At 62.7% G+C, this 25,480-nt stretch carries 25 protein-coding genes; 9 read left to right on the top strand and 16 right to left on the bottom strand.

What is annotated here, in order from left to right; genetic code table 11:
• The first annotated feature begins 58 nt into the window (after positions 1 to 58).
• Positions 59 to 442 (top strand): response regulator, encoded by a 384-nt coding sequence (locus SLT36_RS07260; protein ID WP_432286529.1) that lies wholly within the window; start codon positions 59 to 61, stop codon positions 440 to 442.
• Here SLT36_RS07260 and SLT36_RS07255 read toward each other — a convergent pair.
• Positions 428 to 976: a sigma-70 family RNA polymerase sigma factor gene (locus tag SLT36_RS07255; protein ID WP_432286528.1), complete on the bottom strand. Its 549-nt coding sequence runs from the start codon at positions 974 to 976 to the stop codon at positions 428 to 430. The two genes, SLT36_RS07260 and SLT36_RS07255, sit on opposite strands and share 15 nt — an antisense overlap.
• Positions 977 to 982: 6 nt before the next feature.
• Complete coding sequence (locus SLT36_RS07250) at positions 983 to 1,180, bottom strand: NepR family anti-sigma factor (RefSeq protein ID WP_432288271.1); 198 nt, start codon at positions 1,178 to 1,180, stop codon at positions 983 to 985.
• Between the two features lie 195 nt (positions 1,181 to 1,375).
• Between SLT36_RS07250 and SLT36_RS07245 the strand changes: the two genes are divergently transcribed.
• The 5 genes from SLT36_RS07245 (at position 1,376) to SLT36_RS07225 (ending at position 4,416) form a co-directional block, all read left to right on the top strand.
• The gene (locus SLT36_RS07245; RefSeq protein ID WP_067957319.1) at positions 1,376 to 2,170 is read left to right on the top strand and encodes a response regulator; all 795 of its coding nucleotides are present in this window, start codon (positions 1,376 to 1,378) and stop codon (positions 2,168 to 2,170) included.
• A gap of 75 nt (positions 2,171 to 2,245) precedes the next feature.
• Positions 2,246 to 2,410, top strand: a complete 165-nt coding sequence (locus tag SLT36_RS07240; RefSeq protein WP_018429836.1) for a DUF1328 domain-containing protein — start codon at positions 2,246 to 2,248, stop codon at positions 2,408 to 2,410.
• A gap of 209 nt (positions 2,411 to 2,619) precedes the next feature.
• Positions 2,620 to 3,591: a sensor histidine kinase gene (locus SLT36_RS07235; RefSeq protein ID WP_432286526.1), complete on the top strand. Its 972-nt coding sequence runs from the start codon at positions 2,620 to 2,622 to the stop codon at positions 3,589 to 3,591.
• A 98-nt stretch (positions 3,592 to 3,689) separates the two neighbouring features.
• Positions 3,690 to 4,010 carry a hypothetical protein gene (locus SLT36_RS07230; protein ID WP_432286525.1) on the top strand — a complete coding sequence of 107 codons (321 nt, stop codon included), beginning with the start codon at positions 3,690 to 3,692 and terminating at the stop codon, positions 4,008 to 4,010.
• A 160-nt stretch (positions 4,011 to 4,170) separates the two neighbouring features.
• Positions 4,171 to 4,416, top strand: a complete 246-nt coding sequence (locus tag SLT36_RS07225; RefSeq protein ID WP_067957313.1) for a YMGG-like glycine zipper-containing protein — start codon at positions 4,171 to 4,173, stop codon at positions 4,414 to 4,416.
• A gap of 72 nt (positions 4,417 to 4,488) precedes the next feature.
• Here the strand turns inward: SLT36_RS07225 and SLT36_RS07220 are convergent, their stop codons facing one another.
• From SLT36_RS07220 to xylF, 4 genes are all read right to left on the bottom strand, one after another.
• Positions 4,489 to 6,090: a CHASE domain-containing protein gene (locus SLT36_RS07220; RefSeq protein ID WP_432286524.1), complete on the bottom strand. Its 1,602-nt coding sequence runs from the start codon at positions 6,088 to 6,090 to the stop codon at positions 4,489 to 4,491.
• Positions 6,091 to 6,210: 120 nt separating this feature from the next.
• On the bottom strand, positions 6,211 to 6,999 hold the full coding sequence (locus SLT36_RS07215; RefSeq protein WP_432286523.1) for an ATP-binding cassette domain-containing protein: 789 nt from the start codon (positions 6,997 to 6,999) through the stop codon (positions 6,211 to 6,213).
• 21 nt (positions 7,000 to 7,020) lie between these two features.
• Positions 7,021 to 8,373: a sugar ABC transporter permease gene (locus SLT36_RS07210; RefSeq protein ID WP_263005957.1), complete on the bottom strand. Its 1,353-nt coding sequence runs from the start codon at positions 8,371 to 8,373 to the stop codon at positions 7,021 to 7,023.
• A gap of 140 nt (positions 8,374 to 8,513) precedes the next feature.
• Positions 8,514 to 9,554, bottom strand: a complete 1,041-nt coding sequence (gene xylF, locus SLT36_RS07205) for a D-xylose ABC transporter substrate-binding protein (RefSeq protein ID WP_154385677.1) — start codon at positions 9,552 to 9,554, stop codon at positions 8,514 to 8,516.
• Between the two features lie 248 nt (positions 9,555 to 9,802).
• On the opposite strand from xylF, the gene SLT36_RS07200 reads away from it, so the two are divergent.
• Complete coding sequence (locus tag SLT36_RS07200) at positions 9,803 to 11,044, top strand: ROK family protein (protein WP_067957299.1); 1,242 nt, start codon at positions 9,803 to 9,805, stop codon at positions 11,042 to 11,044.
• Between the two features lie 26 nt (positions 11,045 to 11,070).
• On the opposite strand, the gene phoB is transcribed toward SLT36_RS07200, so the two are convergent.
• The 8 genes from phoB to SLT36_RS07160 form a co-directional block, all read right to left on the bottom strand.
• Positions 11,071 to 11,760, bottom strand: coding sequence for a phosphate regulon transcriptional regulator PhoB (gene phoB / locus SLT36_RS07195; RefSeq protein WP_067957297.1), 690 nt, complete (start codon positions 11,758 to 11,760; stop codon positions 11,071 to 11,073).
• 98 nt (positions 11,761 to 11,858) lie between these two features.
• Positions 11,859 to 12,563 (bottom strand): phosphate signaling complex protein PhoU, encoded by a 705-nt coding sequence (gene phoU / locus SLT36_RS07190; protein WP_067957295.1) that lies wholly within the window; start codon positions 12,561 to 12,563, stop codon positions 11,859 to 11,861.
• Between the two features lie 38 nt (positions 12,564 to 12,601).
• Positions 12,602 to 13,426: a phosphate ABC transporter ATP-binding protein PstB gene (pstB, locus tag SLT36_RS07185; RefSeq protein ID WP_154385679.1), complete on the bottom strand. Its 825-nt coding sequence runs from the start codon at positions 13,424 to 13,426 to the stop codon at positions 12,602 to 12,604.
• Positions 13,427 to 13,450: 24 nt separating this feature from the next.
• Complete coding sequence (gene pstA / locus SLT36_RS07180; protein ID WP_432286522.1) at positions 13,451 to 14,767, bottom strand: phosphate ABC transporter permease PstA; 1,317 nt, start codon at positions 14,765 to 14,767, stop codon at positions 13,451 to 13,453.
• Positions 14,764 to 16,230 (bottom strand): phosphate ABC transporter permease subunit PstC, encoded by a 1,467-nt coding sequence (pstC, locus tag SLT36_RS07175; RefSeq protein WP_432286520.1) that lies wholly within the window; start codon positions 16,228 to 16,230, stop codon positions 14,764 to 14,766. Before pstC ends, pstA begins: the two co-directional genes overlap by 4 nt.
• A gap of 102 nt (positions 16,231 to 16,332) precedes the next feature.
• Positions 16,333 to 17,370 (bottom strand): PstS family phosphate ABC transporter substrate-binding protein, encoded by a 1,038-nt coding sequence (locus tag SLT36_RS07170; protein ID WP_154385682.1) that lies wholly within the window; start codon positions 17,368 to 17,370, stop codon positions 16,333 to 16,335.
• A 289-nt stretch (positions 17,371 to 17,659) separates the two neighbouring features.
• Positions 17,660 to 20,605 (bottom strand): response regulator, encoded by a 2,946-nt coding sequence (locus SLT36_RS07165; RefSeq protein ID WP_432286519.1) that lies wholly within the window; start codon positions 20,603 to 20,605, stop codon positions 17,660 to 17,662.
• A gap of 245 nt (positions 20,606 to 20,850) precedes the next feature.
• Positions 20,851 to 21,207: a putative quinol monooxygenase gene (locus SLT36_RS07160; RefSeq protein ID WP_067957278.1), complete on the bottom strand. Its 357-nt coding sequence runs from the start codon at positions 21,205 to 21,207 to the stop codon at positions 20,851 to 20,853.
• A 710-nt stretch (positions 21,208 to 21,917) separates the two neighbouring features.
• On the opposite strand from SLT36_RS07160, the gene SLT36_RS07155 reads away from it, so the two are divergent.
• Together SLT36_RS07155 and SLT36_RS07150 are read left to right on the top strand one after the other, a co-directional pair.
• Entirely contained in the window at positions 21,918 to 22,145 is a 228-nt protein-coding gene (locus SLT36_RS07155) for a hypothetical protein (protein WP_067957276.1), read from the top strand.
• Between the two features lie 359 nt (positions 22,146 to 22,504).
• A complete protein-coding gene (locus SLT36_RS07150; RefSeq protein WP_432286517.1) occupies positions 22,505 to 22,999 on the top strand; it encodes a hypothetical protein in 495 nt (164 codons plus the stop codon).
• A 170-nt stretch (positions 23,000 to 23,169) separates the two neighbouring features.
• On the opposite strand, the gene SLT36_RS07145 is transcribed toward SLT36_RS07150, so the two are convergent.
• Both SLT36_RS07145 and SLT36_RS07140 read right to left on the bottom strand, forming a co-directional pair.
• Positions 23,170 to 24,540: an IS1182 family transposase gene (locus tag SLT36_RS07145; protein WP_432286516.1), complete on the bottom strand. Its 1,371-nt coding sequence runs from the start codon at positions 24,538 to 24,540 to the stop codon at positions 23,170 to 23,172.
• 97 nt (positions 24,541 to 24,637) lie between these two features.
• On the bottom strand, positions 24,638 to 25,312 hold the full coding sequence (locus SLT36_RS07140) for an outer membrane protein (RefSeq protein WP_067957269.1): 675 nt from the start codon (positions 25,310 to 25,312) through the stop codon (positions 24,638 to 24,640).
• Positions 25,313 to 25,480: the final 168 nt, after the last annotated feature.

The following is a 25,480-nucleotide window of genomic DNA, read 5'->3' as shown; positions in this document are numbered from 1 at the left end:
TGACAGCAGCCGCGACTGCCGTCATGGTCGGCTTCGATTCCATGGAGTACCCCACGACGTGTCGAGCCCGCTTTCAGGACTGCGTATACTTGTTCTCGAAGACGAGGCGCTGATCGCACTCGACGTCGAGCAGCTTTGCAGGGACCACGGCGCCGGCGAAGTCGCCATCGCTGGCAATCTCCGCGAAGCACGTGAAATCTCCGCGCCCTTTGATGCCGCCATCATCGACGTCATGATCGGCGGCGAGCCGACCTTCGACTTCGCCCGCTCGCTCGAGGCGGCTGGCGTTCCGTTCGTATTCGCTTCGGGCTACGACAAGCTTGACGAGATCTTCGTCGGCTTCCCTGACGTGACCCTGGTGAGCAAGCCTTACGCCGGCGCCGATCTCATCGAGGCAGTCACCGAGAGCATTCGCAAGCGCGCGCGCTCAGCTGACAGTTGAGCCCATCACCTGGGCCGCGATCGCGTCGGGGCCGTAGTCGGCCTCGCCCGAGATATCCAGTATCTCCTGCAGCCTGTTGCGGGCGCGGCTGACCCGGCTCTTGATGGTGCCGACGGCACAGCCGCAGATTTCCGCCGCCTCTTCATAGGAAAAGCCCGACGCGCCGATCAGGATGATCGCCTCGCGCTGGTCTTCCGGCAGTTGTTCGAGCGCCTTGCGGAAATCGTCGAGATCAAGTCGGCCGGGCTGGCTCGGATGCACGGCGAGCCGTGCGGTCAGAAGGCCGTCGCTGTCCTGCACCTCGCGGCCACGCTTGCGCATCTGCGAATAGAACTCATTGCGCAGGATGGTGAACAGCCACGCCTTGAGGTTGGTGCCGGGCTGAAAGCTCGACTGCTTGTCCCACGCCTTGACCAGCGTTTCCTGGACAAGGTCGTCGGCCCTGTCGGCGTTTTGCGACAGCGACATGGCGAAAGCACGCAGGCCAGGTATGGTCGCGAGCAAGTCGCCCTTGAAACCGAGAGATGCTGCCATGCCCGGTCAGTCCTTCTGCTGCTCAGGTTCGGCTTGTTCCAGCTGGCTCAACAGCTGGGCAAATCGATCCGGCACCTGGTCGGACACCAGTTCATCGTAATATTGCTTGAGCTTGCGGCCGATTTCGGAATTTGCCCCGAGAGGCTCACCGTCGCGAAGACGGTTCGGCCTGGCGCTGGCTGCGCCACTTGTCTGCCTTGTCATATGCTTGCTTTGCCCTTTTGCCCCGTCGGACGTCCCGCCCCAAACGGCGCGCAACAACCTTTGCGGTTTATCGAATTTTGCACCCAACTCCTCAAATGCGGATAGGTTCCACAAAAGAGGAACTTTTGCACAGACCAAGCGTTGTGTGTCGCTTCACAACAGTTTCAGCAACGTCACATGAGGGAGACGTCGACCATGACATTATCCACGAGAATCGCCCCCCACCTGCCTTATCTCCGTCGCTTCTCGCGTGCGGTGGCAGGTTCCCAGGAGAGCGGCGATGCGCTGGTGGCTGCGATGCTCGAAGCACTGATCGATGACATCGATGTGTTCCCGTCCGCTTCCAACGATCGCATTGCGCTCTACAAGATATTTGCCCGTCTTTTCACCTCAGTCTCCATCCGCGTTCCCCAGGATGGCCCGAGCCTGGCCTGGGAAAAGCGCGCCGCCGCCAATCTCTCTGCACTCTCGCCGCGTCCGCGCCAGGCATTCCTTCTGGTTGCCGTTGAAGGTTTCAACGAGGCTGAAGCTGCCGAAGTGCTCGACGCCGACGAGGAAGAGTTCACCAAGCTGCTCCATGAAGCGAGCGGCGAAATCTCGCGCCAGGTCGCGACCGACATCCTGATCATCGAGGACGAACCACTGATTGCCATGGACATCGAGGAGATGGTGGAGAGCCTCGGCCACCGCGTCGTCGGCACGGCGCGCACCCGTGCGGAAGCGATAGCGCTGTTCAAGAGGACGCGCCCGAAGATGATCCTGGCCGATATCCAGCTCGCGGACGGCAGCTCGGGCATCGACGCCGTCAACGAGATGCTGTCGTCAGCGCCGTTGCCTGTGATCTTCATCACCGCCTTCCCCGAGCGCCTGCTGACCGGCGAGCGCCCCGAGCCGGCCTTCCTCGTTACCAAGCCGTTCAACCCTGAAATGGTCAAGGCGCTGATAAGTCAGGCTTTGTTCTTTGACAGACAGGCAAAGGCTGCGGCATAGGGCGTTTTGGCCTCGCCTCAGGGAACCATCCTTGCGGCGGCACGTTTTTCATTCATCATTTGAAGGAGATAGATCATGCTGTATTGGGCGCTCGTATTTCTTGTCGTCGCGATTATCGCCGGCGCCCTCGGCTTCGGCGGTATCGCCGGAACTTCTGCCGGCATCGCGCAAATCTTGTTCTTCATCTTCCTGGCGTTTCTTGTCATCTCGCTCATTGCGGGCCTGTTCAGGCGCGCGTGATCACGTCGGCAATATGAAGAACCAACCCGAGACTGGAAGCCGGCCCCCTCAGTCGGAGTCCAGCGCCGCCGGGTAGCGCTCAGCACTGACGCGTTACCCGGCGGTCCCATTTGGTTCCAGCCGAAATCATTCGGCTGAACCGCAAGAAGCAGAGCAAAGGCTCTCGTGGCATGGCCAATCCCTCAGCATCAATGGGACCGAGCTCACGATTGGACGCCGCTCTTCTCCACGTCTCCCGCAATGCCGGCATCGCCGTGCTCTACCAGGATCACACCCTGCAGACGGTGTGGTCACACAATCTGCAGCCGCCTTGGGCGGAGGTGCTGGAGGAACAGTCCGGGACGGCCAACTCCCTGCCGCAACAGCAGGCCGACCGGCTCGTGGCTGCAAAGAAGAACGTCCTTGCCACCGGCAATTCGGACGGGCTTGAGGTCAGCATCGCCGACAACTCGGCAGGCATGCGCTGGTACGATGTCTGTATCGACGCCGACCATTCGTCGAGCGGCCAGGTCCAGGGTGTCGTCGTCACCGTCATCGAAACCACAGAGCAGAAGCGGCGCGAGCAAACGCTGAAGGCGCTGCTGCGCGAGGTCAGCCACCGCTCCAAAAACCTCCTCGCCATCATCCAGAGCATTGCCAGCCAGACCGGTCACTATTCCGGCTCTATCGACGTCTTCCTCGAGCGTTTTCGCGGCCGGCTACAGTCGCTCGCCTCGTCGCAGGATCTCGTCACGTCGTCGAACTGGCGCGGCGCAGGCTTTCGCGATCTCGTAATTGGCCAGGTCAAACGCTACAGCAGCGACACCGAGCATGCGGTCCACATCCTTGGCGAAGACCCGTACCTCACCCCCAATGCCGCCCTGCATATCGGCCTTGCCGTGCACGAGCTGGCGGTCAATTCGGTGAGCTTTGGCGCGCTTTCGCGTGCAGACGGTCACGTCGAAGTGACGGCCAGCAGGGTATCCGGTCCCGATGGCGAAGGGCAGTTGGCGCTGCATTGGTCGGAGGCAATCGGCCCGACTGCCGACGCGACGACACGCAAGAAGCGCTTCGGCTCGGTCGCGCTCGAGCGCGTCGTGCCGGCGGCGCTGAGCGGCAGTGCCGTACTCGAAATCGGCGTCGACAGGCTGCAATACCGCCTCGTCATGCCCCAGGCGAACTTCGAAATCGACCAGGATTAGCCGTCGCCACATGACACCGGAGATTCAAACGGTTTAGCTCGATTGGATCACGGAACTTTTGCCAGCCACCCGCCGTTTCTTGGCCGAGGTGGTTTGTCATGGAACACATCGCAGCATTTCTGTTGGTCGTTTCCTGCTCGCAGGATTTGTCGCGTTGCCGCGAGACACCGGCGCCAGCGCCCTTGTTCGAGGCATATGACGCCTGCCAGGCCGAACTGCCGAAGGTTCTGACCGCGTTCACGTCGCGCGACAGACGCGCCTTTGCCAGATGCCTGGAGGTCGATCCAGCGCTTGAGGACGATTACGACCAGCTGACCTGGAATGTCCTGCCCAACGGCACGCTCGAAGCGTCGCTGTCGGTTTCCAGCGTCGTCGTCGCGTCGGATGCGGCGAGCGGCAAGCCGGCCTATCTCCACTGATGCGCAAGCGTATCAGCCTGTCCCCTTCAAACTGAGGAGCCGACATCATGCGGATACGCTAAGCCGTTGAATTGATGCGGCGAGCGGAAAAACGATTCCGATTTTTAGACCGATACGCTAAGTATTCATCGGGCGATGTTAAAGTGAGAGGACTGACCACATGAAGAAGCTTATCCTTGTCGTTGCAGCCGTCGTTGCCATCTCAGGCTGCACGACGACCGAGCGCGACGTAGCCACCGGCACGGGCGTAGGTGCTGTTGCCGGCGCTCTCATCGGCGGCGGCCGTGGTGCACTCATCGGCGGTGCCGTCGGCGCGGCCTCGGGCCTGCTGGTCCGCAACCTGCGCAATGGCTACTGCGAATACCGCAACAGCCGCGGCCAGATTTACACGGCACGCTGCCGCTAATACGGTTTGCAGGCAAACCCGGCGATGGCCCTGCCGTCGCCGGGTTTTTCTTTGGAGCCTCGGTGCAGCGGGTCAGCTGCGATAGGGGATATCTATTTCCACCCGCAATCCGTCCTCGGCGTAGCGCCGCTCGATCTTGCCTCCGAGCTCGCGGGTGATATTCATGTCGATCAGCTTGGTACCGAAGCCGGTTCGTGCCGGCGCCGAAACGCCATTGGCGTTGCGCTCGGCCCAGTTGAGCACCAGCCGCCGCTTCTTGCCCTGGCCGTTCCAGCGCCAGCTCACCTTCAACCCGCCCATCGAATTATCCCCGTCGCCATACTTCAGGGCATTGGTTGCCAATTCGTGGAAGGTCAGTCCCAGCGCCTGCGTCGTCGTCTCGTCGAGTTCCACGACAGGCCCGCTCATCATATCGCTCGGCAGTTCCTTGCCGAATACCTGGCCAAGCTCGATGCGCAGCAACTCGCCGAGATCGGCCTTTTGCCAGCGCGAGCGGGTCAGCATGTCCTGGGATGCTGCCATTGCCTGAAGCCGGGCCGAGAATGACGACGAGAAGTCGTCGATGTTTTCGGAGTGCGCTGCGGTCTGCCGCGCCATCGCCAGCACGCGGGCAATCGAGTTCTTGATGCGATGCTTCATTTCCTGAAGCATCAGGTCCTTTTCCAGCAGGCTCTTCTCGGTCGTCTCGTGCAACTGCGCCGCGGCTTCATAGGCGCGCTGCTGATAGCGCGCGACAAGCGCGATCGCGCCCGCCAGCACGAGACCGAAAACCCCGAGCATCAGCGGCGCGGCACGCGGCGATGGCGGCGCAAACGCTGTGCTCGGCCTGAAATTGACGGTCCATTTGCGGCCGGCGACATTGGCCTCGCGCGTCACCGAGAACTCGTTGCCATAGCTGGGATCGGGTGGCACCTGCGAGCGGAACAAAAGCGTGTCATCGCCCATCGTCCCGTCGAATACCTCCACCGCCACCGGCAGTAGCGGCGCCTTGCCGAGTGCTGCCTGGAAAAGCTCCGACGTGCGGAAGGCGACATAGAGAAAACCAGCGGGTGCCGGACCTTCTGCCGCCGGGCGGTCGACGCGTGAAAGCACCAGGATTCCGGGCTGCTTCTCGTTGTCGCCCTGGCCGAGCAGCACCCTGCCCGTTGCCCTGGGTTCGCCCTGGGCCGCCATTGCCGATTCGATGGCGAGCCGGCGCAGCGGGTCGGTTGCCATATCGTAGCCCATCGCATCGAGGCTCGCCTTGCTCATCGGCTCGAACAGCACGATGGGGGTCCGCCAGTTCAGCGTCGTCTCAGGAAACAGCGCCCGGTCGATGCCGTAGCCGTCCTTCAGTTCGCGCATGACGGTCTCGCTCTGGCTGGTCTCGATCAACCTGAGGAAGCCTATGCCGCGCAGGCTGGGGAAATTCTTCTCCGCATCGAGCGAAGCGAAATAGTCGCGGAACTGGTCGCGCGAAAGATTGCCCTTCTGCGCCACGAACATCGCTTGCGTCGCATGCAGCAGGGCAAGGTCGAATTCCAGCCTGCCCTCGATGCGGTTGAGCGCGTCGTCGGCGACGGACTGGAACTTGATCCGCGCCGCCTCCACGGTCGCCAGATACACGAGCCCGGCCATCGTCAGGCTGACGAGGGTCACGGCGATAAAGATCAGACTGGGGAAGTACTTTCTCAATTCCGGCTGGCTCGCGTCACCCACGCACCATTAAAGCACGATCGCGCAAAGGTGAAACTGCTTTTCGCGATCGTGCATTGAGCCAGACGTGCGGCCTGCCTGAGCCGGCAAAGGGCCTGTTCAGGCAGCGATCTGCATTGCCCCCGGTCCGGGCGTTGCGCCAGGCGGACACTTGCCGAGAATGATCATGCCCAACACCTCATCCTTGGTCACGTCCTCGGTGCGGGCCGTGCCGACGACCTGGCCGTTCTTCATCACGCAGACACGGTCGGCGAGATCGAACACGTCGTGGATGTCGTGGCTGATGAGAAAGATGCCGATGCCGTCTGCCTTGAGCTGCTTGACCAGTTCGCCGACCTGCGCCGTCTCCTGTGGTCCTAGGGCTGCCGTCGGCTCGTCCATGATCAGTATGCGGGCATTGAACAGGATGGCACGTGCGATCGCCACAGACTGACGCTGGCCACCGGAGAGCTTGCTGACCGGCTCCTTGAAGCGCTGGAAGCGCGGGTTGAGCCGGCCCATCACCTTGCGCGCCTCGGCTTCCATGGCGACGTCGTCGAGCGTGCCATAGGCGGTCATGATCTCGCGGCCGAGGAAGAGGTTGGCGGCGGCATCGACATTGTCGGCCAGTGCCAATGTCTGGTAGATCGTCTCGATGCCGTATTTCTTGGCGTCGCGCGGGTTGGAGATCGTGGCCTCCTCGCCCCGGACCAGGATGGTGCCGGCGTCGCGCTTGTAGGCACCCGACAGGATCTTGATCAGCGTCGACTTGCCGGCACCATTGTGACCGAGCAGCGCCACCACTTCACCGGGATAGAGGTCGACCGAAGCATCGTCGACGGCACGGATGCCGCCGAAGGCGATGGAGATGTTCTTGAGGTCGACGAGCGGGATACGGGTCTGTTCCATGATCTTGGCTCCCGGATTTCGTTAGACGCGCTTGCGATAGAGCGTGTCGAGCCAGACGGCCACGACCAGCACCAGGCCAACGACGATGTTCTGCAGCGGCGTGTCGATGTTGAGCAGCACCATGCCCGACTGCAATGACTGCATCAGAAGCGCACCCAGCATGGCACCGGCAACAGTGCCGGAGCCACCGGCGAGCGAGGTGCCGCCAATGACCGCTGCCGCGATGACCAGCAGTTCGTCCAGGGTGCCGAGCGAGTTGGTAGCCGAGTTCAGGCGAGCACTGGAGACTGCCGCCGAGATCGCCGCCAGCACGCCCATGATCATGAACACCTTCATGGTGATCCAGCGCGTGTTGATACCGGCGAGGTTGGCTGCTTCCGGGTTACCGCCGATGGCGAAGACATAACGACCGAAGCGTGTGCGGTTGGTGACGAAGGTCATGACGATGCCCACGGCCACCGCGATCAGGACGGGAATGGCGATGCCATGGGCGATGAACAGGCCGCCTTCAGGGATGGTAATGCCGTTGGCCTCGGCGTAGCGACGCACGATACCGATCGGCCAAGGGTAGGAGTTGGCGATCCAGATCGCGCCAAGGATGACCCCGCAGGTAACGGCGCCGAGAAATGCCTCTGCCCAGACCGGCCGCAGCGGAAACTTGAAGCGCTTGCGTTGCTGGCGGCCACGCAGCAGCAGGAACACCACAGCCAGGCATGCGACAAGGCCGACGATCCAACTCCACGTCGCTCCGATGGCGCCCTGCGGACCACCACCCATGAGCTGGAAGGTGGCATCGAGCGGCGCGATCGTCTGGCCTGACGTGACCCACCAGGCCGCCCCGCGCCAGATCAGCAATCCGCCCAGCGTCACGATGAAGGCAGGAACCTCCATGTAGGCGATGACGAAACCTTGCAGCGCGCCTATCATCAGACCAAGCGCAATACCAATGGCAAGTGCCAACGCCCAGATCCACGGATTACCAAGTTCGAGACCGACGGCTTTGACCAGGAAATGCACCTGGGCAAAGCCCATCACCATGCCGATCAGGCCTTCGGCCGACCCGACCGACAGGTCGATATTGCGCATGACGATAACCAGCACCATGCCGGTCGCCATAATCGCCACGGCAGACGCTTGCACCGACAGGTTCCACAGATTGCGGGCGGTCAGGAAGGTGCGGCTGTCGAATTCGAACGGGTTGACGCCAAGGCGCAAGCTCGAAATCACCTGCAGCCCGACCCAGATCAGGAGCAGCGCGCCGACCATGCCGAGCATGCGCGTATCGATCTCGGTTGCCTTGAGAAAGCGTCCGACCGGGCTGAGTTCGGTCGTTCGCGCTCGGTCTGCCGGCGCGTTGGTTGTCGTGTCTGTCATTGTTACCTCCCGACCGGATAGCCGTCTAAGCGGCAGCCGGTGTGCGCATGATAGGGTCAATCCGCCATGTCATGAAGCGGGCGCTTTTGAAAAACGCCGCGGGCAAGCCGCGGCGTTTGACCGACCGGATCGAACCGATCTCAGTTGCAGGCTGCGACCGAACCGGCCGCCACGCCCTGGCAGACCACGTCCTTGCCAACCCAGCCGGCGTCGATGACGACGTTGAGGTTGTCCTTGGTGATCGGAACAGGCGTCAGGAAGACCGAGTTCAGCTCGAGGCCGCCAGGCGTCTTGAACTTGGTGACGTTGGCGATCTCTTCCATCTTCTTGCCGTCGGCGAGCTGCGAGGCGATTTCAGCCGCGTTCTTGCCAAGCTCGCGCGCGTCCTTCCACACCGAGACGGTCTGAGTGCCGAGCGCGATGCGGTTCAGCGCGGCATGGTCGCCGTCCTGGCCCGACACCGGCACCGAGCCGGCGAGGCCCTGTGCCTGGAGCGCTGCGATCGCGCCGCCGGCGGTGCCGTCGTTCGAAGCCACGACCGCATCGATCTTGTTGTCGTTGGCGGTCAGGAACTGTTCCATGTTCTTCTGGGCATTGGCCGGCAGCCAGCCATCGGTATAGGCCTCGCCGACATTCTTGATCTTGCCGGCGTCGACGGCTTCCTTGAGTACTTCCATCTGCCCGGCGAACAGGAAGTCGGCGTTCGGATCGGCACCGCTGCCCTTGATGAAGACGTAGTTGCCTTCAGGCTTGGCGGCGAACACACCCTTGGCCTGCATGCGGCCGACTTCCTTGTTGTCGAAGGTCAGGTAGAAGGCGTCCTTGTTCTCGATCAGGCGGTCGTAGCCGACAACAGGAATGCCTTCGGCGACGGCCTTGTCGACAGCCGGTCCGATGGCCGAGGCGTCCTGAGCCAGGATGATCAGCGCGTTGGCGCCCTGGGAGATCAGGCTTTCGACGTCGGTCAGCTGCTTGGCCGGCGACGACTGCGCGTCAGCTGAGATGTACTTGTCGCCGGCGGCCTCGATGGCGGCCTTCATGGCGGCTTCGTCGGTCTTCCAGCGCTCTTCCTGGAAGTTCGACCAGGAGACGCCGATGACCTTGTCCTTTGCCGAAGCCACTGCCGTAAGCGACAGAGTCATGGCAACGCCCGCCAGGATGGCGGTGGTAAACTTTTTCATTATTTCCTCCCTGCGCCCAATGGGCGCGCCTACTTCGCGATAGCCCTTGGAGAAGCTCTTTTTTTCGAGCCTCGAAAAAATACTGACTCAATGCCCGGCCACTGTCAACATGGTTTCGCGAGCGCTCCTTATTTTTTTCGGAGCCCGAAATAAATAGAGACATTTGGCGCTGGGTCTGGCACAATCACTTGGCGCGTAAGGGACTGCCGCTAAGAAGGGCAGCGCTTCGCCGGGAGGAAGACGAGCACATGTCGGTCGGCATACGTCACGACGATCTGAGACGGCGCAACCGCGCCATGGTTATATCCGCGGTTCGCCGAGCCAGCCAGCCATCGCGAACCGAAATCGCCGCCACCACCGGCCTCAGCCATTCGACGATCTCGACGATTTCCTCCGATCTCATATCAGAAGGCATCCTTGCCGAGGCCAAGTTCAGCGAACCCGTCTCCATGAAACGGGGGCGGCCGCAGGTCGGGTTGATGCTCGATGCCGATGCTGCGTCAGTCGTTGCGGTCGTGCTCTCGCTCAACAGCCTGTCCGCCGCCATCATCGACTATGCCGGCAACACCGTGACCGAAGAGACCCGGCGGCTTGTCACGCAGCAGATGCCTGCCGAGGCGCTGGTCGACGAATGCGTCGGAATGGTCCGGCGCCTGATCGACAGCGCCGGCGCTTCGGGCGGCGCCGTCCTACGCATCGCCATCGCCGTCCAGGGCATCACCGACGCCGCCTCGCGCAAGCTGTTGTGGTCGCCGATCACCCGCTACGACGACATCCCCTTCGCCGACCGGCTGGAGCAGGAGTTCGGCGTGCCTGTGTCGGTCGAGAACGACTGCAACATGATCGCCGAGGCCCTGCGCTGGCGAGATCCGGTGCGTTATCGCGACGACTTCATCGCCATCCTGCTCTCGCACGGCATCGGCATGGGCCTCGTCATCAAGGGCGAGCTGTTCACCGGCACGCAGTCGTCGGGTGCCGAGTTCGGCCACATGATCCACCGCCCGGACGGCGCGCTTTGCCGCTGCGGCCGCCGCGGCTGCATCGAGGCCTATGCCGGCAACTACGCCATCTGGCGCAACGCAAGGGTTGGCGACGAGAATGCCGAGCCGCTGGCCGACCTGTCCGACGACGACATCAGGGCCGTGGCCGATGCGGCACGTGACCATGATGGCCCCGAACGTGAGGCCTTCCGCAAGGCCGGCGAAGCTATCGGCTTTGGTCTCGGCTCGATGTTTGCGCTGTTCGACCCCGCCCCCCTCGCCTTCGTCGGCGTCGGCGCAACCGCCTTCGACATCATGGAGCCACATGTGCGCGCGGCCATCGCCAAGACGGCGGGCGGGCTGCACTCGAAGGCGATCTCCTTCGACACCGAGCCCAACGAGGTTCCACTCAAACGCGAGGGCGCGATGATGCGCGCGCTGCTTGCCGTTGATCAGGAGATCTTTGCCGCAGGCACGGCTCCACGCCGTGCCGGTGCCGACGTCGCCTAGCTGAGCGGAAAAGAGCCCGAAGCGGCTCAGTCCTCGCGGATGGCGTAGCCGGCACCGCGGATGGTCCGGATCACGTCAGGCATGCGGCCGTTGTTGACCGCCTTGCGCAGGCGCCCGACATGCACGTCAACGGTGCGCTCGTCGATATAGATCGTCTCGCCCCAGACATTGTCGAGCAGCTGGCTGCGCGAGAACACGCGGCCCGGGTGCCGCATCATGAATTCGAGCAAGCGGAATTCGGTCGGCCCGAGCTTGATCTCGCTCTTCTTGCGGTAGACGCGGTGCGACTCGCGGTCGAGCATGATGTCGCCGACCTTGAGCACCGAGGACAGCACCTCGGGTTTGGCCCGGCGCAGCAGCGCCTTGACGCGCGCCATGAATTCCGGCGTCGAGAACGGCTTGACCAGATAGTCGTCGGCACCGGTCGAAAGGCCACGCACCCTGTCGCTTTCCTCGCCCCGCGCCGTCAGCATGATGATCGGCAGGCGTTCGGTGTCGGGACGCATCCTGAGCCGACGGCACAGTTCGATACCCGACAGCGCCGGCACCATCCAGTCGAGCACCAGCAGGTCGGGCACGTTTTCCTGGAGCCGGATCTCGGCCTCGTCGCCACGCGTGACGACCTCGACCTGATAACCTTCGGATTCGAGATTGTAGCGAAGCAGCACGCCCAGCGGCTCTTCGTCTTCGACGACCATGACCTTGGGAGCGATCATTGGCTATACCTTGTCCTTGCGGATGGCCGCTTCTGGACCATGCGCTGATTTAACCTATGCAGCGCCCCCGCGCCAAACGCATGCGGTTGCGGAAATGCTCAGGCCGGAACCGTCGTCGTGGTCTCGTCGACCTTGGGCCGGTTCAGCGGCAGCTGCGTACCCGTCACGACGAAATAGGCGTTCTCGGCGATGTTGGTGACATGGTCGCCGATGCGCTCGAGGTTCTTGGCGCAGAACAGCAGATGCGTGCAGGCCGTGATGTTGCGCGGATCTTCCATCATGTAGGTCAGGAGTTCGCGGAACACGGCGGTGTACTGGATGTCGATCTTCTGGTCGTCGGCGCGCAGATCCTTCAGGCCCTCGGCCTGGCGCGCGACATAGAGATCGACGACGCCGCGAACCTGGCCGAGCACCAGCTGCGCCATCGCATCGATCGAATGCGAGAGATTGCGCGGGGTCGGCGACTGGCCGACGGCGCCGACGCGCTTGGCAATGTTCTTGGCGAGGTCGCCGATGCGCTCGAGGTCACCCGCCATGCGGATGGCACCGACCACGGCGCGCAAATCCTGCGCCATCGGCTGGCGCTTGGCGATCAGCGTGATCGCCGAATTGTCGAGATCGCGCTGCTTGGCGTCCATGATCGTATCGTCGGCAACGACGTTCTGCGCCAGTGCCTGGTCGGACGTGAGAAGCGCGCGGATGGCGCCGGCCACCATTGCGCCGGAAAGATCGCCCATGTCGCGGATGAGCTGGTCGACGTGCTGAAGTTCTTCGTCGAAGGACCGGACTGTATGTTCGCCCATGATTTCTTCCTCGTATCGTGTGCCGCGACGAAACCCACTCAGCCGAAGCGGCCGGTGATGTAGTCCTGCGTCCGCTTGTCGTCGGGGTTGGTGAACATCTTGTCGGTCGGGCCTTCCTCGACGAGATAGCCGAGGTGGAACATCGCCGTGCGCTGCGACACGCGCGCCGCCTGCTGCATCGAGTGCGTGACGATGACGATCGTGTAGTTCTCGCGCAGTTCGTCGATCAGCTCCTCGACCTTGGCGGTGGCGATCGGGTCGAGCGCCGAACACGGCTCGTCCATCAGGATCACCTCGGGCGAAACGGCGATGGCGCGCGCGATGCACAGGCGCTGCTGCTGGCCGCCCGACAGGCCGGTGCCCGGCTCGTTGAGACGATCCTTGGCTTCGTTCCACAGAGCGGCCTTCTGCAGGCTCTTCTCGACGATCACGTCGAGCTCGGCCTTGTTCTTGGCGAGACCATGGATGCGTGGGCCGTAGGCAACGTTCTCGTAGATCGACTTCGGGAACGGGTTCGGCTTCTGGAACACCATGCCGACGCGGGCGCGCAGCTCGACGACGTCGATCTTGGGATCGTAGATGTCTTCGCTGTCGAGCGTGATCTTGCCGCCGACGCGGGCCGCATCAATGGTGTCGTTCATGCGATTGAGGCAGCGCAGGAAGGTCGACTTGCCGCAGCCCGACGGGCCGATCAGCGCCGTCACCTGATTCTGGCGAACGTCGAGATCGACGCCGAACAACGCTTGCTTCTCGCCATAGTGCACGGTCACCTTGTCGCCGCGCATCTTGATGATTTCGTTCGTTCTGGCGTTCATCTCAGCATTCACCGCGTCGTCGAGGGATTTTTCGGTCATGATGTTCATAGCAGGATGCTCCTTGTCCATGCCCTACCAGCGGCGCTCGAAGCGGCGGCGCAGGACGATGGCGACGATGTTCATGGCCATGAGGAAGATGAGAAGAATGATGATGGCGCCCGACATGCGCTCGACAAAGGCGCGTTCGGCCTCGTTCGCCCACATGTAGATCTGCACCGGAAGTGCGGTTGCGGGATCGAACGGCGTCTTGGGATAGTCGGCGACGAAGGCGACCATGCCGATCAAGAGCAGCGGTGCTGTCTCGCCGAGCGCACGCGCCAGGCCGATGATCGTGCCGGTCAGGATGCCGGGGGCGGCCAGCGGCAGGATGTGCTGGAACACCATCTGCATCTTCGAGGCGCCAAGGCCAAGCGCTGCCGAGCGGATCGACGGCGGCACGGCAGCCAAGGCGGCGCGCGTCGCGATGATGATGGTCGGCAGCGTCATCAGCGTCAGCACCAGGCCGCCGACGAAGGATGCCGAACGCGGCAGGCCGAGGAAATTGATGAACACGGCCAGGCCGAGCAGACCGAAGACGATCGACGGCACGGCGGCGAGGTTGTTGATGTTGACCTCGATCAGGTCGGTAAAGCGGCTCTTCTTGGCGAATTCCTCGAGATAGATCGAGGCGGCGACGCCGATCGGCAGCGCCAGCAAGAGCACGATCACCATCATGTAGAACGAGCCGATGAGGGCGACGCCGACGCCGGAGGTCTCGGGACGGCTTGATGCGCCGTAGCTGAACAGGCCGGTATTGAAATGCTCGGCCATCACGCCTTCGGCCTTGAGCTTGTTCATCCATTCGACCTGCTGGTCCGACACCTTGCGGCGGCTTTCCGGCACGTCGAGGTCGATCTGACCCTTGTAGGCCGAATCGAGATTGGCGGCGGCGAGGATGTCGACGTTGCGGGTCGTGCCGATGACCGAAGGGTCGGCGGCGACGATCGCCCGGAGCTGGACACGCGAGCTGTCGGACAGGAAGCCCTTGAGCTTGCGCACTTCGGCCTTGTTGTTCGGGTCGATGCCGAGCTTGTCGATCAGCGCCTGCTCGGCGAGCTTGGGATAGTTCGCCGTGATCAGCACATTCGGATCGGTCGCCCGCTTGTTGGACGGATCGATGATCTTCTCGTCGAAATTGATCGGCAGCGTCACCGTCGTCTGCCAGAAGGCCGTGTAGCCCTTGGAAACGATCGAGGTCAGCATCACCGCCAGGAAGGCCAGGCCGATGGCGATCGCCAGCACGCCATAGAGGCGGAAGCGGCGTTCGGCGGCATAGCGCTTCTTGAGGCCGATGTCGCGGCGCGGACGGGCAGCTGACGCGGTCAGCGTGTCGAGCGAAATATCGGTCATTCGTACTGCTCCCGGTACTTCCGGACGATGTAAAGGGCGACGATGTTCATCACCAGCGTCAGCGCGAACAGCGTGATGCCGAGCGCGAAGGCGACGAGCGTCTGCGGCGTGTTGAATTCAAGATCGCCGGTCAGCTGGTTGACGATCTTGACGGTGATGGTGGTCATCGCCTCGAAAGGGTTGAGCGTCAGGTTGGCGGCAACGCCCGCCGCCAGCACCACGATCATCGTTTCGCCGATGGCGCGCGAGGCGGTCAGAAGGATGGCGCCGACGATGCCCGGGAGAGCGGCTGGGAGGATGACGCGCTTGATCGTTTCCGAGCGCGTGGCGCCAAGGCCGAGCGAGCCGTCGCGCATGGCGCGCGGCACTGCGGTGATGATGTCGTCGGAGAGCGACGAGACCACAGGGATCAGCATCACGCCCATCACCAGGCCGGCGGTCAGGATCGACTGCGCCTGGATGAACGGGGTGCCGCCGGTGAGCGCCGCACTGATGTCGCGCAGGAAGGGTCCGAGCGTGACGAGCGCGAAGATACCGTAGACGATCGTCGGAATGCCGGCGAGCAGTTCGAGCGCCGGCTTGACCACCGCGCGCACCTTGGGTGCTGCATATTCCGACATGTAGACCGCCGACATCAGGCCGATCGGCACTGCGACGAGCAGCGCGACGAAGGCGATGTAGAGCGTGCCGGCAAGCAGCGGGATCAGGCCGAACTGGCCTTCGCTGGCGCCTGCACCGGCAGCAGCGAAACGTGGATCCCACACCGTGCCGAAGAAGAAGTTGGTCAGCGGCACCTTCTCGAAGAAGGCGATGGTCTGGAACAGCATCGACAAGACGATGCCGATGGTCGTCAGGATGGCGAGCGTCGAGGCGCCGAGCAGGCTCCACAGCATCACCTTCTCGACATTGTTGCGCGCCCTGGCGCGCGGGCTGATGCCCTTGAGGCCGAAGCCGACGCCGATCAGGGCGAGGCCGATCGAGACGACGGCCGAAATCACCCCGAGACGGTCGGATACGCTGTTGGTCTCAGTCGCGATCGGGATCATGTAGTCCTGTGTGTCGGGAGCCAGCGCCACGCCCTTGGCGGCAAGAATCGGCTGCAGCTCGGCAAAGGTCGAGGGCAGTGCTGCAAGCGTCTGGCTGTCGAGCTTGCGCAATCCGCTGGCGAGGCTCTTGACCAGGCCTGCGGCCAGATCTTCATGCGCGACGGTGCCGTCTGCGACATCGGCCGGTAGGGAAGAATGGATGTGGCTGTTGAGATAGGCGCTGGCGCCGATGTCCCAGGCGGCGAGGAACAGCACCGCCGGCACGACGCCGGTCAGGAATGCCCACCAGCCATGGTAGTGCGCCCGCGAGTGCGGCTTGACGGTTCCGTCGTCCTGCGCGCGCGCTCTTTGCCGGCCAACCACGAAGGCGGCCAAGCCTATTGCGAGCACGATGGCGAAGACAAGCAGGAATGACATGGGCCGGCCTCGGTGAATTCGGTTCTTTGTGCCGAACGGGACAGTCGGCGAAATATTCCACGGGGCGCCGGATTTTTCCGACGCCCCGTGGCAGTTCGTTGATTACATGGTCTTGCCGGCGCCGAAGGCTTCGCGCTGGGCAGCGCGCTCTGCGTCCGGAGCAGCAACCAGGCCGTAGTCGGCGAGCGGGCTTTCCGGGCCGACCATCTGGTCGTCGAGGAAGAACTCGACATATTCCTTCAGGCCAGGAACAACGCCGAGATGCGCCTTCTTGACGTAGAAGAACAGCGGACGCGACACCGGATACTCGCCCTTGGCGATGGTCTCGACCGAAGGCGTGATGCCGCCGACGGTGGCGACCTTCAGCTTGTCGGCGTTGTTTTCGTAGAAGGCCAGGCCGAACACGCCGACGCCGGTCTTGTTCGAGTCGATGCGGGCCAGCGTCTCGGAGTAGTCGCCGTCGATGTCGACAGCCTTGCCGTCCTTGCGCACGGCCTTGCAGGCGGCTTCCGCGGCCTTGTCGTCGAGGCCCGAAGCCTTGCCGGCGTCAACGCCGCCGAGCTTCTTGCAGCCGGCGATCAGCAGCTTTTCTTCGAACACTTCGCGGGTGCCGTGCTTTTCGCCCGGGATGTAGGCAGCGATGTCCCAGTCGGGCAGGTTCGGGTTGACCTGGTTCCACTTGGTGTTCGGGTTGTCGACGAGCTTGCCGTCGACAGCGATCTTGGCCGCGAGCGCCTTGTAGACGTCTTCCGGGGTCAGCGCCCAGTCCGGGCCCTTGACGTCGGTCGCGAAGACGATGCCGTCATAGCCGATCTTCACTTCCTGGATGTCCTTGACGCCGGCGTCGACGCAGGACTTGATCTCGTCCTTCTTCATCGGACGCGAGGAGTTGGCGATGTCGATGGTGTTCTCGCCGACGCCCTTGCAGAATTCCTTGATGCCAGCGCCCGAACCGCCCGATTCGACGACGGGGGTCTTGAAGTTGGTGAAGGTCTCGCCGAACTGTTCGGCAACGATCTTTGCATAGGGCAGAACGGTCGAGGAACCGGCAACCTGGATCTGGTCGCGGGCCGAGGCATAGCCTACCGAGGCTGCGATCGCGAAGGCAGCAGCCGACGCAGTGAGAAGAGCTTTTTTCATTGGGGCCTGCTCCTGTTGGAGTATCTCTTATGACGCCTTTCCTCGGCGCCCGGTGAGCCAATAGCCCCCCTCTATTACAGTTGCATGACAGTTTCGTGTCACCCCTGTAACGGTTGCTGTGCATGGCGCTGAAGGGGTCGTTTCCTCGGTCCTTTGCCGGCGCGAGGCAAACAACAGGCAGGCAACGAAAGCAAGCCGCCTACGCAACGGCAGGCCGGTCTTTGCCACTGGAAGCTGTCACATTTCCACAGTCTTCGAGCGTCGGCCCGGCGTGGTTTCCGGATTCGGGTCAGACGGCGCCGCGGCGCTCCTCGTCCTGCCACGACCAGCGCTCGATCTTTTCGAGCAGCGCCCGCGGACTGATCGGCTTTGGCAGGTAGTCGTCCATGCCGGCTTCAAGGCAGCGTTCCTTGTCGCCTTTGAGTGCGTGCGCAGTGACACCGATGATCGGCACGCGCATGCCGGTGCCGCGTTCGAGCTTGCGGATTTCGCTCGTCGCCTCGAGCCCGTTCATCTCGGGCATCGACACGTCCATCAGGATCATCCTGGGACGACGCTCGCCATAGGCGGCAACTGCCCGGCGGCCGTTGCCGACGATCTCGAAGCTGAGCTCGGTCTCGGCCAGGATCTGGCTGAACACCATCTGGTTCACCTCGTTGTCCTCGGCAACGAGAATGTCGAGCCCGCCATCGCCGCCCGGCCGTTGGCCGCCGCGGAGGCGCGTTGCTTGCGGCGCAGGGCTGCTGGGAAGCTTAGCCGGCACCTGCGCTTCAGCCATCTGCGCCGGCGTGAGGTTGGGCGCCCGCTTGCGCTGGATCGCCGCGACCAGCGCCTCCAGCAGAGCAGACGAGCGCGCCGGCTTGATCAGCTGGGCATCAATTGCGAGATCGCGGTGCCCAGGACCCGAAAGCGACTGGTCGACCGAGGTCAGCATGACGACGGGCGTGTCCGACAAGGTCGGCGACTGCCGCACGATCCGGGCCATCTCGGCACCGGTCATGCCCGGCATCTGGTAGTCGAGCACGATGCAATCGACATTGATGCCAATCGCCTGCGCGGCCTGCAGCACCTGCAGTCCCTCGGTGCCGCTCTTGGCGGCACAGGAATCAAAGCCCCACGACAGCATCTGCTCTGTCAGGATCGTGCGGTTGACCGCATTGTCGTCAACGATCAGCACGCGCGCACCGGTGACGTCGATCAGTGCTGCCGGCCGCGTCTCCAGCCGGCCGGCGTTGGGCAGGGTCAAGGTGAACCAGAAGGTCGAACCCGCCCCCTCGCCGCTCTCCACGCCAATCTCGCCACCCATCATGTCGACGAGGCGCGAGGTGATGGCGAGGCCGAGGCCGGTGCCTTCGTGCCGCCGCGTCGACGACGCGTCGACCTGGCTGAACTTCTCGAACACCAGCTTGAGCTTGGCCTCGGGGATGCCGATGCCGGTGTCGGTCACCGCGACATGCAGCTTGGTCTGCTCGCCGTCGCTGCGGCCTGTCACGTCGACGAGCACATGGCCGGAATCGGTGAACTTCACCGCGTTGCCGAGCAGATTGGTGATGATCTGCCTGATGCGGCCGACGTCGCCGACATAGAGATGCCGGAGATCGGGCTGCATCCTGACGATCAGCTCGAGATCCTTCTCCTTGGCCCGCGTCGACATCAGCGTGGCGACGTCCTCGATCGCTTCCGACAGGTTGAACGGGATCGGGTCGAGCACCAGCTGGCCGGCGTCGATCTTCGAGAAATCGAGGATGTCATTGATGATCGTCAGCAGGGCATTGCCCGATTTGACGATGATGTCGGTGAAGGTCTTCTGCTTGGGATCGAGATCGGATTTCGCCAGAAGCTCGGCCATGCCGAGCACGCCATTCATCGGCGTGCGGATTTCGTGGCTCATATTGGCAAGGAATTCGGATTTGGCGCGGTCGGCCAGCACCGCCCGGCGCTGCGCTTCCTCGAGTTCGACTTCACGCTGCTTGAGCTCGGTGATGTTGGTTGTCGAGCCGATCAAATAGAGCGAACCGTCGGAGGCCACCATCGCGCTCTTGCGCGCGAACTGGTGGCGCATCGTCCCGTCGGCGCATGTCGCCGTCTCTTCGATCTCAACCGTCGTGCCGCGGCGCATGACCTCGCGGTCGGCCTCCATGAAGGGCTCGCCTTCGGAGCCGAAAATCTCGAGATCGGTCTTGCCGATGGCCTCTTCCTTGGAATAGCCGGTCAGCTCGCACCAGCCCTGGTTGACATACATCAGCCTGAGGTCGTGATGCTTGGCGTAGATCGAAACAGGAACATTGTCGATCAGGCTGCGGAACACCTCGTTCTCGCGCATCGAGTCTTGCAGAGCACGCTCGCGCTGCTTGAGTTCAGTGATGTCGACACGCACGCCGATGAAGGTGCCGTCGGCCAGCCGCTGGTCGAAGATCTGGTACCAGCGGCCATCGGGATTGCGCCGCTCCCGCACCGCCTGGCTGGAGTGATAGCGTTCCATCATGCCCTCGACCCACGCCTCAGGATCGGCGTCATAGAGGGCATCAAGGTCGTCGTCGCTGGTGTCGCGGAAGTAGCCCGAGCGCTGCGCTGCCACCATGCTGTCGCGCAGCGTGCGACCTTCGGTGAGTACGTCATGGAGTGCCGGCAAGGCGCTCTTGAGCTTGCGGTTGGCAAGCACGAAACGGTCGTCGCGGTCATAGATGACGACGCCGGCCGGCAGCGATTCCAGCACTTCGGCCAGCCGATGGCGGGCTTCGACCGCTTCGACCTCACGGCGCTTCATCTCGCTGACGTCGTAATAGGAAACCAGCCGCTTGCCGCCGGACAGAGCAGTGACCGAATAGATCATGGTACAGCCGTCGGCGCGGCGGAATTCACGCGGCGCGACATCACCGGCCGCAATCTCGGACTCGCGCAGGGCGACGTAGCTTTCCCAGTCGGCGTCGGCGACGGCATAGACACCGCTGTAGCGATTGATGTCCATCAACGCCCTGAACGGGCAGCCGACGGCGACCTGGCCGACTGTCAGCCTCCAGATGTCGTGGAAAGCCCGGTTGATGAACTGCACGTTGAGACCGGCATCGACCAGCACCACGCCCATGTTCATCGATTCGATGGTGCGTTCGAGATCGGCATAAGGCAGGTCGAGATCGTCCAGGGCCCGCGCGCCGCCAGCCTCGTTCGTCAGCCCCCGCTCATTGGCCGGCTCGCCGGTCGGATCGTTGACGTCCGAGCCCAGAATTTTCCGCATCCGTCAGCCCTGCATGCATGGAGCGATGCTGCTCCCCCGCAGACCGCCACGACAAACCTTGCCGCAGAAGCATTAACGACTGACTAACCTTAACATCGCAGCGCCACACATCAGCAATTGCAAATGTAACTTGAGCGAGAAACCACGAAAAACTACACCTGACCTGCGCTTACTTTCCGCGACGTCAGCATCGGGCAACCGGAAAATCGCCGCGAGCGGTGCCAGGTCGGCCTGAAACCTCCGCGCTAATCGTCATTGGCCGCGTTGAGCTCTTCCGGCCGCATGCCGCCATTGGGATCGACGAGGCCGAGCGACCGCGCCAGGATCAGCCGGCGCGACTTGAGCAAGGGCGAAAGTGCCGCCTGCACATCCGGCATGCGCGGGTTCCGCTCATGCGCGGCAACGGCCGCTTCATCAGCATAAAGTTCGTTGACCATCACCTTGTTCGCGATCGGCGTGCCGTCGCGCTCCACCGGCTTGATGACCTCGAAGCGCAGGCAGCCCGGCTCTTCCTGCAGCGTGGCACGGGCGTGTTCCGAGATCAGGTCGAGGAACTGCTCCTCCGCCCCGTCCACTGTCTCGAATTCGACGATGATGGTCATTTCAGCCAAGAGCTTATGCCTTTCCTGCGATACCGCCGGCGAGCCAGTGGGCAGCGGCGATAGCGTCAGGCTAAGTCATGCAGGCAGCGTTGGGAAGGCCATGTCAGGGGCCTGAGGCGCACCGGCGGGCGAAGGGTTGTGCAGCCCGCCGGGCGTTGCCAAAGACGCGCACTCGATACATTGCGCACATGAATGGTGGCGAGTTGATGGTGAACAAATGGTGAAGGCAAACGATCACTGTCGATGTCCAGATGTAAGGTAAGCCTGCTTGCCGGGAACCATCTCCCGCCCCGAAGAGTTGCGTTCTGGCACACCGGGCGTGGTCTTTTCCTTTCAGCCACGTCCAGAAAGGGCCTGCCGTTCCCCTCCTGGCGGGCCCTTTCGCTTGATTCCGAGCCGCTTTTTTCCTGCAACCCACTGCAACCCAGAGTGACTCGACATCACTGAGGTTGTAGAGCAGAATTTCCGCCCTGAAATGACCCACGCCTGCATGCAACCTTTGCCTCAAGGAGGCATATTGATGCGATCGCCTGCGGCAGATGCTTCCACATACGTGACGATGCTGAACTCTATCCTCGTTCTATACCCAAGGGCATGAGCGCGGATTTGGTTCTTGATCGCGATCAGCTTTGCTGACCGCGGCAGCAAGCAGGCAAAAACTCAGCAGCAAAGCATAAGACAAAAGAACAAGCACCATATGGGAGAAGACTATGGAGCACGTACTTTTCACCCAGCCTAACTCCCCGATTTATCCCAGGGATCTCGCGCTTCTTCAGCATGTGTTCGACCAGATTTGCCACGAACGCGGCGAAGACCCGAGTTCCGTCTGGGCAAGCGAGATAGCGAGGACGCTCCTCAAGCTTTATCGTAGCGGCGTGCGTGACAAGGATCTGCTGCTGGCAAGCATACCCCGTTTCAGGGCAAGAGCCGCCGCCTGACGAAAAGGCGGTCTGCAACCCCGAATTGCTAGCCCGAAAGCATCAGGCTTTCGGGACCGGGTGAATTCGACGCCAGCCTGTTGGCGCGCTTCACCAGGTTCGGGCATCGACCCGGTGCCCGAACGCAAGAGGCGTTCGGGGTTTTTTTCGCGATTCAATTTTCCCAAGATTTTTTCCGATCGGCCTTGCCCTGTTGCGGTCCGAAGGCAGAGATCATCCCGCCATTGATCCCGCTACGGCAAGCGGCGACAATGATGTCGACTGATTCTTTCCCGAAAACTGGGAAACAGGTTCGCGGGCAAGGTCACGCTCCAACGAGCGCTCGTTCCTATCCGGGATGGGCTCTGAGGCCCGGGCACATGTCGCGACGCATCGCAATGCTGCTTGCTGCCATCGCCGCCGTCGCCATGGCAACGGCGGCCCATGCTGCCGAGAGCCGTGCTCGCCAATTGCTTGTCGATCCGCATCTGCACGGCGTCGGCATGCTCTATGCGCGCTGGCCGTCCATCGCCGCCGACTACACCACCGCGATGATGCGCTATCGCCTGGCGGCCGAATATGAAGGCCTGCCGCCCAGGACCTATCCCTTCGTCATGTTCTCCCGGCCGCCTCTCGGCGGACCCTGGACCTGGACGGCAACCAACGGCTCCCATGCGCGGCGCCTCAAGGACGGCGCCTTGCGCATCAGCCTGACCGACCAGCTCGGCAACTGGTTCGTCGAGATCCTGTGCGCCGACAGCGGCTGGCCGGTGTTTACCTGCAGCGACGGCGTCCAGCGCATCGCCGCCGCACCCGAGCCGCACCTGCTTGTCATCGACGGCGTCGAATTCGTGCGCAGCCTGCCAGCCGAGTGAGGTCCAGCCGGACCTGCCGTCCATGACGAAAAAAAGCCCGGCGCGAAGCCGGGCTCAGACTGCTGACGAACCCCGACGAATTTCGGCGGGGTTTTGTTTTGTGGGTTGATTGAGCTTTTGGCTTGATTTCGGGGAGCAGATGCCAGGGCCGTTGCGAGCCCGCTTTGGCCTCATGCGAGGCTTGGTTTTGGCTTTGGCCAGAGGCTGATTGCGATCTTTTTCATGTTTTGGGCGGCGGCTGCGATCAGGCACTGGCAGGCGACGCGTGTTCGCCCTCGGAAGCGTGCATAGCGATGGCCGAAGAGCTGCTTGGCATCGGCGAAGGATCGCTCGACCGTCTCCTTGCGGCGTCGATAGATCGCCTTGCCCCATGCGGTTAAGCGGTTGGCATCGACCCGCTCGCGGACATCCTGCCAGACATGGCGCGTGATGGTGCGCTCGGCCTTGGCGTTTGATGTGCAAGACGCCAGCAGCGGACAGTTGCGGCAGATCGTCGGGTCGCTCCTGTAGTGGCGATAACCGCCGCGATCTGTGGTGGCGTAAGTGAGCAACTGGCCCTGCGGGCAACGATAGCCGTCAAGGTCCGGCTCATGGACGAAAGCGCCCTTCCTCATCTTGCCAGGCTTTGGCCGGGGCGGGTTGCGATAGCCGACGACACCCTGGATGTTCCTGTCCTCCAGGCCCTTGGCGATGCCTGGCGTGGCATAGCCGGCATCCAGCCCCGCCGCCGTGACGTCGAAGCCGAAACGCTCCACCTGGCGGTCGAGCCGGTCGAGATAGACGATCGAGTCATGCACGTTGGCCGGCGTGGCAAACGTGTCGGTGATGATGCCCAAGCCGCCATCCACCGTGCGGTGATCGAGATAAAAGAAGCCCTTCGGCTTGCCCTCGCGCACCATATAGCCTGCCTCAGGATCGGTGCGCGAGACCTTCGTCTCTTTCACCGCAGGCTGCCGCTCCTGCTCCTTCAGCGCCTTCTGGCCGTGCAGCGCCCGTTCGGCATCGATCGCCCGGTCGAGTTCGCCCCAGTAGTCGGCACGCGACTTGGCGACCATGGCAAGGTCGTACTTGCCCTTGTTGGCATTGGCCTTCAGGTGCGTGCTGTCGGTGTAGAGCACCGTGCCGTCGACCAAGCCTGCCCCGATCGCCTGCTCGACAATGCGGTCGAAGATCGCCTGCGCGATCGTCTCGTCCTGGTAGCGCCGGCGGCGGTTCTGCGACAATGTCGAGGCGTCGAACACCTTGTCCGTCAGCTTCAGCCGCAGGAACCACCGGTAGGCGACATTGACCTCGATCTCTCGCACCAATTGCCGCTCCGAGCGCACCCCGAACAGGTAGCCGATGAACAGCGCCTTGAACATCAAGGTCGGATCGAGTGGCGGGCGACCATTGTCGGCGCAGTAAAGCGGCGCTGTCAGATCGTGGATGAACGAGAAATCGATAACACCATCGATCTTGCGCAGAAGGTGATCAACTGGAACCAGTTGATCAAGTGTGACGATCTCAAGTGCGGTTTGTTCAGGGCCAGCTCGCTTCAACATCACCCACTGAATCACAAACCCCCAACTCTCGCCAGGGGTTTGTCAGCAGTCTGAGCCCGGCGCGAAGCCGGGCTCTTTTCTAGTCGGGCAGTGCCGGTCAGAACTTGTAGCTGATGCCGGCGCGCACGGTGTGCTCGTTGAGACCGATTTTGATGTCGCCCGGAAACGTCTCCGAACCGAAATCGGCATAACGGTATTCGAGGCGGCCGATCCAGTTGTCGGTGAACGCGTGCTCGATGCCGGCACCCACTGTCCAGCCCAGGAACGTCTTGCTTTCGTCATAGGCCTGCATCTTCACGTAGGTATTGGCGAAGCCAACGCCGCCCGTCGCGAAAAGCAGCGTACGGTCCATCGCATAGCCGGCGCGCAGGCGCGCGCTGCCTTGCCAGTTGGTCCCGGCTTCGACGGGAATGTCCATCGGCGGGAAATCGGGAACGCTGACACGGACGACCAAGTCCCGCTTGGTCCAGGCATGCGAGAGGTCAACCTCGATACCGCCGACGAAACCGCCGCCAAGCTGCCAATTGTAGCCTGCATGGACACCCAGCAGCCCGTTGTCGAAGCCATCGATATCGAAGGGCCGTTCGGCCGTAGCGACATCGACCGTACCATTGAGCCAGGCGTAGCCGCCATGCAGGCCGACATAGCCACCGGTCCAGACAAAACCAGCCGGCGCCTCCGCCGGCGCCGGCTCGTGGGCAACCACATCGGCGGCAAACGCGCTGCCCGCAACGGCAAGCATCAAGGTCGAAGCAAGAAGAACTGTTTTCATGAAAAACCCCTGGAATGAAGGGGCACAGCACGGCAACCTTTCGTTGCCCTGAACCTGACTGCCGCACGCCCTTCAGCGCGTGATAAGGGCTGCCTGCGCGTCCGGAAACGACCAAATCTGGTTCTATCTTGCCGCCGCTGGAAGCTGCGGCATTTCTGCCGATGCTCT

It is taken from the genome of Aminobacter sp. BA135, assembly GCF_050859125.1.
Classification (GTDB): domain Bacteria; phylum Pseudomonadota; class Alphaproteobacteria; order Rhizobiales; family Rhizobiaceae; genus Aminobacter; species Aminobacter ciceronei.
The sequence above is the reverse complement of the archived record's forward strand: the minus strand, read 5'-3'. Positions and strand labels throughout refer to the sequence as shown.